Annotated in this window: 11 protein-coding genes; 10 read left to right on the forward strand and 1 reads right to left on the reverse strand. The window is 37.1% G+C overall.

From position 1 onward, the window contains the following. Positions 1–103: 103 nt before the first annotated feature. The 4 genes from ACSKY2_RS01260 to ACSKY2_RS01275 all read left to right on the forward strand — a co-directional run bounded on the left by ACSKY2_RS01260 (position 104) and on the right by ACSKY2_RS01275 (position 5,874). The gene (locus ACSKY2_RS01260; protein WP_489877814.1) at positions 104–925 is read left to right on the forward strand and encodes a bifunctional hydroxymethylpyrimidine kinase/phosphomethylpyrimidine kinase; all 822 of its coding nucleotides are present in this window, start codon (positions 104–106) and stop codon (positions 923–925) included. Beyond that, entirely contained in the window at positions 915–1,421 is a 507-nt protein-coding gene (locus ACSKY2_RS01265; protein WP_489877815.1) for an ECF transporter S component, read from the forward strand. Before ACSKY2_RS01260 ends, ACSKY2_RS01265 begins: the two co-directional genes overlap by 11 nt. Positions 1,422–1,496: 75 nt before the next feature. Next, entirely contained in the window at positions 1,497–2,669 is a 1,173-nt protein-coding gene (locus ACSKY2_RS01270) for an exonuclease SbcCD subunit D (RefSeq protein ID WP_489877816.1), read from the forward strand. A gap of 1 nt (position 2,670) precedes the next feature. Continuing rightward, positions 2,671–5,874 carry an AAA family ATPase gene (locus tag ACSKY2_RS01275; protein WP_489877817.1) on the forward strand — a complete coding sequence of 1,068 codons (3,204 nt, stop codon included), beginning with the start codon at positions 2,671–2,673 and terminating at the stop codon, positions 5,872–5,874. 70 nt (positions 5,875–5,944) lie between these two features. On the opposite strand, the gene ACSKY2_RS01280 is transcribed toward ACSKY2_RS01275, so the two are convergent. Further along, entirely contained in the window at positions 5,945–6,421 is a 477-nt protein-coding gene (locus ACSKY2_RS01280) for an NUDIX hydrolase (RefSeq protein ID WP_489877818.1), read from the reverse strand. Between the two features lie 111 nt (positions 6,422–6,532). Here ACSKY2_RS01280 and ACSKY2_RS01285 point away from each other — a divergent pair, with 111 nt between their 5' ends. The 6 genes from ACSKY2_RS01285 (at position 6,533) to pepT (ending at position 12,588) form a co-directional block, all read left to right on the forward strand. Further along, positions 6,533–8,236: a hypothetical protein gene (locus ACSKY2_RS01285; RefSeq protein ID WP_489877819.1), complete on the forward strand. Its 1,704-nt coding sequence runs from the start codon at positions 6,533–6,535 to the stop codon at positions 8,234–8,236. Between the two features lie 21 nt (positions 8,237–8,257). Then, positions 8,258–8,398, forward strand: a complete 141-nt coding sequence (locus ACSKY2_RS01290; RefSeq protein ID WP_489839706.1) for a hypothetical protein — start codon at positions 8,258–8,260, stop codon at positions 8,396–8,398. A gap of 19 nt (positions 8,399–8,417) precedes the next feature. Further along, positions 8,418–9,698 (forward strand): tetratricopeptide repeat protein, encoded by a 1,281-nt coding sequence (locus ACSKY2_RS01295; RefSeq protein WP_489877820.1) that lies wholly within the window; start codon positions 8,418–8,420, stop codon positions 9,696–9,698. Between the two features lie 154 nt (positions 9,699–9,852). Further along, positions 9,853–10,554, forward strand: a complete 702-nt coding sequence (locus tag ACSKY2_RS01300) for a tRNA (adenine(22)-N(1))-methyltransferase (protein ID WP_489877821.1) — start codon at positions 9,853–9,855, stop codon at positions 10,552–10,554. Then, positions 10,541–11,338, forward strand: coding sequence for a Nif3-like dinuclear metal center hexameric protein (locus ACSKY2_RS01305; protein WP_489877822.1), 798 nt, complete (start codon positions 10,541–10,543; stop codon positions 11,336–11,338). Before ACSKY2_RS01300 ends, ACSKY2_RS01305 begins: the two co-directional genes overlap by 14 nt. 14 nt (positions 11,339–11,352) lie before the next feature. After that, positions 11,353–12,588 carry a peptidase T gene (gene pepT / locus ACSKY2_RS01310; protein WP_489877823.1) on the forward strand — a complete coding sequence of 412 codons (1,236 nt, stop codon included), beginning with the start codon at positions 11,353–11,355 and terminating at the stop codon, positions 12,586–12,588. Positions 12,589–12,647: the final 59 nt, after the last annotated feature.

A 12,647-nucleotide genomic window follows, 5' to 3' on the forward strand; every position in this document is an offset into this window, starting at 1 on the left:
TTTTTTTATTGCCAAAATTTTTGATGTATCTGTCAACTAGATATGTTTACCAGTCATAATTTGTGCTAAACTTAAATTTAATTATTGTAAGGGAGGTGTCGCAATGGTGGTTGGTAAAATTGTAACGATTGCTGGTTCTGATATTTTGGCTGGTGGGGGAATTCAAGCCGACTTAGCGACGTTTAATGAGTATGGCTTGTTTGGTTTGAGCGCATTAACAAGTATTGTTACGGTCGATCAAACAGATTTTGATATATATGCGATACCAATTCCTGTACTAAAAAAACAATTAATTTCGCTTAGTCAGTTAACAAATATTACAGGCATTAAGGTTGGTTTATTGCCATCGATAGATCATATGACAGTTGTTAGTGAATTTATACGACAATATGGCACAAATATACCTGTTGTAATTGATCCAGTAATGGTATTTAAGGAAACAGATACAATAAATGCTAGTTTGTTAGCAAAATCAATGAAAGAACAATTGTTGCCACTAGCAACGGTTATAACCCCCAATTTAACGGAAGCAGAATTATTGACCCAACAAACAATTAAAACTGAGGCAGATTTATTATCTGTGGCAGAAAAGTTAAAACAACTAGGACCACAAGTCGTTGTGGTTAAAGGTGGTACACGGTTAACGGGTGAGATGGCAGTCGATGCCGTTGTATCTGATCATGATAAAAAGTTGATTAGATTACCAAAAATTAAGCAACCATTTAATAATGGTGCTGGATGTACTTTTTCAGCAGCAATTACTAGTCAACTTGCTCAAGGTATTGCGCCTATGGTGGCAATTAATGATGCGAAAGACTTTGTTCACCAAGGTATTTTACATGGTATTAATTTAAATAATGATTTTCGGGTTGGGAATGTGTGGCAAGCTGCACGTCGGTATGAGGAAAAGATACATGAAAACTAAGCAAATAACGATTGGTGCGGTGTTAGTCGCAATTAATATTGTTTTGAGTTATGTCGCAAAATTACCAACACCTACTGGTTTTGTTTCGCTAGTAGAAACAGGCATTTTTATTGGTGCCTGGCATTTTGGCCCTAAAATGGGTCTCGCAGTTGGTGGGTTAACAGGATTTTTACTAGATTTATTTGCTGGTTATCCACAGTGGATGTTTTTTTCACTAATTATTCATGGTCTTGAAGGTTGGATAATCGGTCATTATAATGTCAACAAAACAGTTGCTGTTCGTTTATTGGGTAATTTTGTTGGTGGTGTCGTGATGGTTGTTGGTTATTGGCTCGCTGGTAGTTTCTTATTATGGGTGACTGGTGGTGCAAAGATGTCAGTGCAAGCAGCATTTATTGCAGGTTTGGCTGACGTACCGGCCAATATTTTCCAAGTTTTAGTGGGCTTTATCTTAGCATTGATTATTAGTGTCCCACTGCGGAAGTGGATTCGATAATTAGCGATTCAAGAGCTGTCAGGCATGGCAGTTCTTTCTTTTTTATATCGTTCAAAAAATAGAGGGATAACACACATGAAATTTTTACATACAGCTGATTGGCATATTGGTAAAGAGCTTGGTGGCTATTCATTGTTAACTGAGCAACAAACAGCTTATCAACAAATTAAAGATATTGCCCTTGCTGAAAAAGTTGATGGCGTTATTATTGCGGGTGATTTATATGATCGTGGTATTGCACCAATTGAAGCCGTTAATGGGTTAGAAAGTATGCTAAAGGATTTAAATATAACGCATCACATGCCAATTTTTGCTGTTTCTGGTAATCATGATGGGGCAACACGTTTAGGTGCTGGTCGTGAATGGCGTCAACAAAATCATTTTTATTTGAATACGACGTTGGCAGATGCATTTGTGCCAATAGAGACATCAGATACACAGATATTTTTACTGCCTTTTATCGAACCATCAATGGCACGAGTGTATTATCATATTCCAGAAGATGATGCACAACAGTATCAAACGATTAATCAAGTCATGCCACAGATTATTGCTGATATGACTGATCAGTTTGATCCTGACAAAAATCATATCTTAGTGACTCATTATTATGTCGTTGGTAGTAAAAATAAAGATTATGAGTTTACTAGTGAAACAAATTCACAGGTTGGTGGGCTTCGTGGCTTAGATGATTCATTATTTAAAGACTTTGATTATGTTGCATTAGGTCACTTACATTTAAAGCAAGCTAGTCCAAGTGAAAAAGTAAAATATGCTGGTTCTCCAATTAAATTTAACACAAAAGAAGCCCAAACACAGAAAGGCGTCTTTATAGTTGAAATCAACGATCACCAAGTAACGACGACATGGTGCCCATTGATACCGAAAAAAGATTTGATATTGTTAACAGGATCTTTTGAAGAACTAACAACACCAGCGTTTTATCAACAATTTGAACGAGCACATAAAAATTATTTTAGTATCAAAATTCAGGGACGAGTCACAGCAGTTAACGCACGGGCAACTTTAGCTGACATTTATGGAGATGTTGTCGAAGTGCAGTATGAATTACCACGACAACTATTTAATCAGAAACAAATGTCCAAGATAAAAGTTGACCAACAAGAAGCGGATGATGAATTAATTGCTAATTTCTATCAATATGTGACTAATGAATCATTAAATCAACATCAATTACAAATTGTTGAACAAACACTAAGCGAGCTGCACAAAGAGGAGGAAGAATAGCATGCGACCTTTAAAATTACAGTTAAGTAATTTTGGCCCTTATGAGCAGACTGCCGTTGATTTTTCAAAATTTACGGAATCAAAGTTATTTTTGATTACTGGTGATACTGGTGCGGGTAAAACAACGATTTTCGATGGTATGACCTATGCGCTATTTGGTGAAGGAACCGGTGAACGACGGCCAGAAGACATGCGTAGTGAGTTTGCTGATGCTTCGTCAGAAACAAGGGTTAAATTTTGGTTTGAACACAATGGTCATTTTTATGTGATTACGAGAACACCTACGCAACAATTAAAAAAGAAGCGTGGTGCAAAATCGGATATGGATACGACTGAGCATAAAGCAACGGTGTCATTGATCGAGGTTGATGATACATTACAGACACCGTTAACGGCACTAGGTGATAAAACGACCGTTGTTAATGATCAGATTAAGGAATTATTGCACCTTAATGCAGCACAGTTTCGCAAAATTATTTTATTGCCACAAGATAAATTTCGCGAATTTTTGAGTGCTCAAAGTGATGAGAAGATGATCATTTTACGACAATTGTTTGGGACGACCATCTTTGACCAATTAACAACCAATCTAAAACAACAACAAAAGTCATTGGGAGATCAGTTAGAAAAAATTGCCTATCAACGTGACGAAAAATTAGCACAGGTGCACTGGTTGCAAGATGACGTTGAGGCAAAAGCACCAACTGCAACAGAAAAAATAGCATTATTGCAGCAACTGAATAGTAAATATAAACAATTGCTAGAAAATGATGAGCAAAAATTAAAGGTTGCTCGTGACCAGCTAAAAAAGGGACAACAAGCGTATCAAATCGGTCAAAAACTTGCAAATCAATTTGATCAATTAGCACAAAAACAAGCGTTATTACAAACGTACGATACACAATCAGCTGATATTGCAAAAAAACGACATGACTTACAACAAGTATCATGGGGGTTAGCGCAACGCGAGCATATTGAGGCGCAAAAAAGGCTACAAACAAGTTATACCCAAGAATTAGACAGACAACAAACCTTATCTGATCAGTTGCGACAATTAGTTCAGAAAAATAATGACTTGCAGCAAATAAAGCAACAATTAGATGCACAACAAGAGTCCATTGATAACAAGCGCCAACGTATTGAAAATATTCAAAATGATTGGCTACCAAAAGCACGCCAGTTAACAAGTCTAGACCAGAAAATCGACCAACTTATCAATGATATAGCGACGACCAAAGATGATGGTCAAAAATTGGCAGCACAACAAGTAACAGTACAAGCTGAGCTCAAAGCATTAGAAAACCAGCAACAGCAAGTACAAACTATTATTGATTGCGATCAGCCATTGCGTAATTTGTTGGCACGCTTTAGTCAGTTAAAAGAACGTTATCAACAATATATAACAAAAAAAGCAGCATTAGTTGACAAACAACAGGAAATGACAAAGTTAGCGGAACAGGTTGACCTTGCCAAAAAGAATCTGACTTTACAACAAAAACAATTGAAAGAAAAGGAGCAGTTGCGCCGTGAAATTTTAATGCATCAGTTACAACAAGAACTGGTGATTGGTGAACCTTGTGTGATTTGTGGTCATATTTATGATGGTGAAGATCAACAGGCGATGATCGTAACCAGTACTTATGATGATTTAAAAGCAGCAATTCAATCTGTTGAAGAAACAGAAAAAGCAACACAATTAGCTAGTGGTCAATTATCAAGAGTACAAACTAATTGGCAAAATTACCAATTTGATATTGTTGAAGAAACAAAGTGGTTGCAAGCAGAAAATGATGAATTAACGGCTAAATATGCGTCTTTCCGTCAAGACTGGCAGCAAATGTTTACAACATTTGATGAAACATTTGTTGTATTACCCATCCAGTTAGACCTTCAGCAAATAACAAAACAGCTGACAGCAGCAAGTACATTTATTACCTCAGCAAAAAAGCGTTTACAGAGCTTAGAGAATGATATCGTACAACAACGACAATTAGAGCAAACGTTAAATGAGCGCTTAGTTGCAAATAAAAATACCTTCTCTTTACAAAAGAAAAGTCAGACCGATCTTGATATTGAACGACAACAACTTAATCATTCTTTGGTGGGACGTCAGTCGGTTGCTGATTATGAAAAAGAACGGCAGGTATTAAAGACAGCATGTGAAAATTATGATCAACAACGAACGACAGTGCATGAACAATTATTAACTAATGAAAACAGTCAACGTGAACAAACACAACAATTGCAAACGGTGCAACAAAAATGTCAACATCTACAGGATGATCTAGCAAACGTCAAACGGTTGCTTGATCATGCGATTCAGCATGGTCCAGTAAATGATCACACGGCCTTCGATCAATTAATGCAACATGTGCAAACACATCCTGAAGAGCGTGATCAGTTAGCAAAAGAAATCACAACTTATGAAACAGTTGTTACCCAATTACAAACAGATATCAAGGCTTTGCAACACCAATTACATGAACACCAGCAACCTGATTTGAAAGCATTAGAAGCTACTGTAAACCAACGACAGCAAATCGTTGAAGAGCTATACGAGTTGGTCGTGACAAAACAAAATCAATATCAGCAACACGTTAAGATTAGTGAAGAAGTAACAAATTTACAAAAGCAATGGCTTGACCAACAAACGGCCAGTCGAAATCTTTTCACTTTGGTGCAAGCAGTTGATGGTCATAATGAGAAAAAATTACGATTAGAACCATTTATTTTGCGACGATTTTTGTTTGATGTCTTAGATTATGCAAACCAACATTATATTGGGGTACTATCTGCGGGACGCTATCAGTTTATACTATCAGATCGACAAGGTGGGCGTGCAAATCAAAATGGCTTAGACATCGACATTTATGATCAAGACGGCGATAAAATTAGGGCAACAAGTACGTTGTCTGGTGGTGAATCATTTATTGCCGCATTATCGATTGCGCTTTCGATGGCTGAAATCGTGCAACATCGTGCAGGTGGCGCTAAAATTGATGCGCTGTTTATTGATGAAGGTTTTGGGTCATTAGATGAACAGACACTTGCACAAGCGATGGAAGCATTGCATATGGTTGAACAAAGTGGGCGCTTAGTTGGTATCATTTCACATGTCACATCAATGAAACAACAAATACCACAACAATTAGCGGTTAAAAAATTAGGTGATGGTCATAGTCAAATAACGATGCATATTTTATAACTGATATTAGACGATTAAGCGCATGCAACCACAACCATGAATGGGGATTGGGAGCATGCGCTTTTATTTTTTAGAAATACCAACCATATGGGACACCATTAATGAGTTGATCGATAGCTAATTGATGTTGTTGATTATACATTTGGGGATGGTCAGCAAGGGGAACATAGGTGAGTGAGAGGGTTTCATCACCATCAGCTGTCAAAGTACCACCAATTTGTGTCACTTCAAATAAAAACATGGGAATCTGTGCTTTGTCACCAGAAGGAAAGATATGATGAAAGTTGGTGTCAACACCAATTAAAGATGTTATTTTAACATCAAGACCTGTTTCTTCTTTGTATTCTCTGATGAGTGAAGTCATTGCAGATTCACCCAAATTTTGCATACCACCAACAAGACTCCAGCCAATCTCGCCATCCCCACGTTGTTCCATCAACACTTTTTGTCGGCTCTTATCAAATAAAATACCAGCAACACCAGGCATGATGATTTCGTCATGCCCAATTTTTTGCCGGAGTTGTTTAAAATATTGTTCCATTACCATAATGATTGATGTCTCCTTTTTTTTATACCAATGATAGCATAACGAAGGTAAACTTAAAAAAAGCCTAGATTATGGTACAATATGGGTATCTATTTTTATGAGGAGAATGATATGATTACATCATTTTTGGTCCTTGAAATAACTGCTATTGCAACGTTTTTATGGGCAAAAAAATTGAATTTACATAAGTTAGACTGGTTAGCAATCATTATTGTGACAGTCTTAAACTTAATATTTGTGTACTGGTGGATGCCAGTACCAACCTTATCACAATTAGTCATACCAGTTGCTATTGAAACAACACTCATTAGTATTTGGTCATTAATTATCGGTGCATCGTCTGTCATAGTTGAGAGAGTGACAAATGGTAAACGTTCATATAGTTTACAGGGTATTAGTTTATGGCCGTTTATTATACCATTGTTGGCGATTGGTATTTCAGTAGCTGCTGGTGTTTCAAAAGCAGTTACTGTGCGACCAATGTATCATTCTGTACAAGCAAAGAAGCAACAGGAAGCACCTCTAACAAAGGATGATCAACCAATTGCATTATCAGCTCAAGCGGCAAAAAATATGATGAAAAAGGCGTTCTCGCAAGTGCCAGATTCATCAATGTATGAATTAGGTGATTTATCTGCACAATATATTAAAGGTAAGCCATACTATGTTGCACCTGTCGAATTTAACGGGTTTGTTTCATGGTTTATGAATCGTAAATTACCCGGATATTTTGTGGTATCAGCAACGGATATTAATGATACAGCCCATTTTGTAAAAAGAGATATGGCTTATTCTGAAACGAGCTGGTTTTCACATAGTATTGCTCGTAAAATTTATATTGCAAATCCAAGTTATCAACAAGTTGGTGAACCAATCTTGGAAGTTAATAATCATGGGCAAACTTATTGGGTACAAACATTACTACGTGTGAGATGGGCTGGTCAATTGTTGTTTGATAACATTCATGTTGCTGTTACCAACGCCGATACTGGGAAAACAACGGTCTACAAAACGAGTAACTTACCAAAGTGGGTAGACGTTGGTGTTTCACCCGAAGCTGCCACGTTAATGAATCGTACTTATGGTAATCCATATGCCTTTAATTTCCGACATAAAAATCAAATCAAACCAACTGAAAATGGCTCTGAAAGTGGTGTAACACCAACGTTTAATGCTAATGGTTCATTAGCTTACTTTGATGATTTTACAACGGTGCGTTCAAATGCCGATTCAGACAAAGGATATTCATTGGTAGATACTCGGACCGGACAATTACGTTTCTATACAGGTAAAAATGTTGGTATTATGGATTCTGAAGGTGCCATGAAAGTTGCCAAGCAATTACATCCGCAAAATAAGTGGCATGGTTCGAATCCAGTTATTATGAATATTGATGGGACACCAACATGGGTTGTGTCAATGATGGATAATAATGAACGATTCCGTGAATATGCTTATATTAAAGGGGCTGATCAAAATGTGATTGGAGAAGGAGCGAATGCTTCAGATGCCTTAGCATCATATCGTAATGCGTTGGCTGGGAGTGCGCAATCAGCTGCTGCTAGTGATCAAAAGGTAAAAATTAAAACAGTTCGTGGTAAAGTTGTGCGAGTCAATACGAATGCAACTTTAAATAGTAAACAAGTTGTTGTCTTTAAATTAGCTAATGATGACACATTATATACATTGGATCCATCCCAAAAGCAAACTGCTTTGTTGATGCAAGCAGGCGATCAAGTTGACTTAAAGGTTAAATCAATCAAAGGTGCTGCTGTAGCCAATGTTGTGTCAATTAAAAACGAATCGTTAGAATGAAATAAATCATAGGAAGTTTGTATGGGTAAAGGAACAATAAAATCAAACGATTTTGCTCGGGGTGCCGCAAAAAAGGGTCAAGTTAGTGTTGATCAAAAGAAATCAGCTCGCCAAGCATTACTTGAAAAAGCAAAACAAAAATTCCAACAACAGAAAGATTAATTTTGAAACAGGAGGCGTTATGGCAAGTTTTGCAGAACGCATGCTTGATGAACTATCAAGTGGACAATTAGAAGCAGCTAAAAAATCGTTTGCATCATCTTTACGATATGACGATGATGATACGATTTATTCATTAGCAGAGGAACTATATGGCTTGGGATTCTCAAATCAAGCAAAACGAGCTTATCAAAAATTATTAAGTAAATTTCCAGAAGAAGATCAACTACGGACAGCATTAGCGGATATTGCGATTGATGAAGACAATACTGATCAAGCATTGATGTATTTATCAGAAATATCCAGTGAATCACCTGCCTATGTTGAATCATTGTTAGTTGCTGCTGACCTATATCAGTCTGAGGGCATAAATGAAGCAGCTGAAGACAAACTATTAACAGCTTATCGATTAGATAGTGCAGAGCCGATTATTCAATTTGCTTTGGCGGAATTTTATTTTTCAACAGCTAAGTATCAAGTTGCAATCCCTTATTATCGAGAACTCCTTAAACAAGGTGAGCGATATTTTTCTGGCTTAGATATTGTGTCACGAATTGGTGTGGCCTATGCTTTGGTAGGAAATTTTGATAATGCCTTGGGGTATTTGGAACAGATTCAAGAGACTGACATGACGCCAGATGTGCGTTTCCAACTGGGATTAACTTATGCAACAAATCCAGATAACTGGCAAAAAGCGATAAAAGTATTTACACAATTACGTGATCTTGATGCTTCATATGTTGGTTTATATGATCCTTTAGCGCAATTATATTTAGAAACACATCAACCTAAATTAGCATTATTGACTTATCAGGAAGGAATTGCAGTTGATCCTTTCAATGTGAAGTTTTATCAAGCAGGTGCCAAAATAGCAGCTGAATTAAATGAACCAGAGCAAGCTAATTCGTTATACCAAGCAGGGTTGTCTAATAATCCTAATGATAGTGTCTTGGTAACAAGTTATTCTGCTTTTTTGGTACAAACAGAAGACTATGTAGGTGATATTAATTTACTAAATACTTACTTTAAAGATGATGATACAGACAGTAATCCTGAGTTGTATTGGCACCTGGCACAAAGTTACACGGCGTTAGAAGATTTTAATATGGCGACAAAGTATTGGCATGCAGCATTACCATTTTTAATGGATCAACCAGACTTTTTGAAACCAGCTTATTACTATTTCAGAGATGAAGGTGATCATCAATTGGCATTACAAGCACTACAACAATATGTCAAATTAGTTCCTGAAGATTTTGATATGATGGCAGTTTTGCAAGAAGAACTTGATAAAGATAAATAGATAAATAAAACATATTATTTTGACAGTCATTTTTTGCTATCAAAATAATATGTTTTTTTAATATCGCGAATATTTTGGTCGTTTGTCACGGTGAATTTAAAACTGTATAATATGTTTATTAGAAAATAATAAGATATAGAAATGAGGATGGATAATGGACGCTTGGCACTTGTCAAAACGTTTAGCAGCAGTTGCTGACTTTGTGCCAGATGGGGCACGGATGGCAGATATTGGGTCAGACCATGCCTATCTACCAGCTAATTTATTATTAAATAATCATATTTCATTTGCGATTGCGGGCGAAGTTGCACCTGGTCCATTTGCTAATGTTGAAGCAGAAATAACGCGTCATCGATTAAATGATGTCTTGCGCCCACGTTTAGCTGATGGGCTAGCAGCAATTAGAACCAGTGATTTAATTGATACTGTCGTTATTGCTGGTATGGGTGGTCGTTTAATTTGTCAAATTCTTGCTGAAGGGCAGTTAGATGTTCATCGTTACCGTCGCTTAATTTTACAGCCCAATATTGATATCGATTTAGTTCGTAGTTGGCTTGCAGAAAATGGCTATCAACTTGCTGATGAAGCAGTTGTTGAAGATGATGGACATTACTATGAAATTTTGGTTGCCGAACCGGGAAATGTGACGTATTCAGCTCGGGAAATTAAATTTGGTCCATATAATTTAACAGAACCATCATCAGTTTGGTTTGAAAAATGGCAGCGTGAAGCAAATCGAATTCAAAAAATTATGCAGACTTTAATTAAAAATAATCAAGCTGATAGTGACGCCTACCAAGCGTATGCAAAAGAATTACAGATGATTATGGAGGCAATTGCTTATGCTAGCATGTGATTTAATGACCATGATTGAAGATTACGCGCCAAAATCTTTAGCTTGGGAAAAAGATCCGATTGGCTTACAGTTGGGGGATCCACAACAAGAAGTGCAGCGGGTGATGACAACATTAGATGTCCGGCCAGAGGTCGTTCAAGAAGCGATTGATCAGCAAGTTGATTTTATTTTTGCACATCACCCGATGATGTTTCATCCAGCCAAAAATTTAGATCTGTCAATTCCACAAAATCGGATGTATGCAGATTTGATTAAGCACAATATTGTCGTTTATGCCGCACATACTAATCTGGATGCAGCAATCAATGGTATGAATGATTGGTTGGCGGCTGCTTTACAATTAAAGCAAGTCGTCCCACTTATTCCGAATGCAGATGGTCAAACAGGTATGGGGCGTATTGGTCAGTTAGCACAGCCGCAAACAGTGACAGCATATGCCAAGTTTGTACGTGATCTATTTCAAGTAAAAGCGGTGCGGGTCATTGCAAATGATTTACAGCGACCAATACAAAAAATTGCAGTCCTTGGTGGTGATGGTGGTGATGAATATGCTGCTGCAATTGCAGCTGGCGCTGATGCTTATGTTACAGCAGATCTTTATTATCATACGGCCCATGATATACTGGCAGACGATTTTGTGGTGATTGATCCAGATCATCATATGGAAGCCATTGCAAAACCACATATGGTGTCTTTGATCAAAACATGGCAAAAAGAGAATCATTGGTCATTACAAAAAGTTTTTGCATCAACAATTAATACAGATCCTTATAGTTACATTTAAAAAAGAGGTATAACATGACAGAAGAACTTTATCCTAATTTAATCAATCGTTTCATTGATTACGTTAAAATCAATACACGGTCTAACGAAAATGCCACAACAGTCCCTTCAGACCCAAAAGAAGTTACCTTTTTAAAGGATTTAGCAGCTGATCTTAAAAAATTGGGTCTAGATAATGTCAGAACAATGTCCGATGGGTATGTTTTTGCGGAGTTAGCTTCAAATATTGATAAGGATGTCCCAACGATTGGATTTATCTCACATGTTGATACGGCTGACTTCAATGCTGAAAATGTGCAGCCACAGTTTGTTCCGAATTATGATGGAGAGTCTGACATTAAGCTAAATGAAGATTACGCATTAACAACAGCAGATTTTCCTTCATTAAAAAAATATGCTGGTCATACGTTGATTGTCACTGACGGAACGACTTTATTAGGTGCTGATGATAAAGCTGGTGTGGCAGAAATTGTATCAGCAGCTGAATACTTTATAACGCATCCTGAAGTTAAACATGGTAAATTAGTCTTTGGCTTTGGACCTGATGAAGAAATTGGTATTGGGGCAGATAACTTCCATGTTGCTGAGTTTGGGGCAGATTTTGCTTACACTGTTGATGGTGGTCCATTAGGTGAATTAGAGTGGGAAACTTTCTCAGCAGCTTCAGCAACGATTGAGATTCAAGGACGTAATGTTCATCCTGGAACTGCCAAAAATACGATGGTTAATGCCTTACAAGTCGCCATTGATGTGCATAATGCACTACCAGCTAATGAACGGCCAGAATTGACAGAGGGTCGTGAAGGATTCTTCCATTTATTGAGTTTGACTGGTACGCCTGAAGATGCGCGCATGGATTATATTATTCGTGATCACGATCGTCAACAATTTGAGGCACGTAAGACATTAATGACCGAAATTGTTGATCGTTTGAATAAAAAATTAGGTGTTGATCGTATTAAATTAACACTGAAAGATCAGTATTATAACATGGGTGAAATCTTGAAAGATGATATGACACCAGTTGAACTAGCTGCTGAAGCAATGCGTGATTTAGATATTGAACCAATTATTGAACCCGTACGTGGTGGGACAGATGGTTCAAAGATTACATTCTTAGGGTTGCCAACACCTAACTTATTTGCAGGTGGTGAAAACATGCATGGGCGTTATGAGTATGTGTCAACTAAGGTGATGGCACAGGCAACAGATACAATTATTAAAATTGCAACTTTAAATACAGAAAAATAGCCGAGGTTGTTTTAAGCTATAATTGTTAGTATACACATTAATTAAATGGGGGGAAAAAA

This window comes from Weissella sp. ESL1156 (assembly GCF_058505625.1).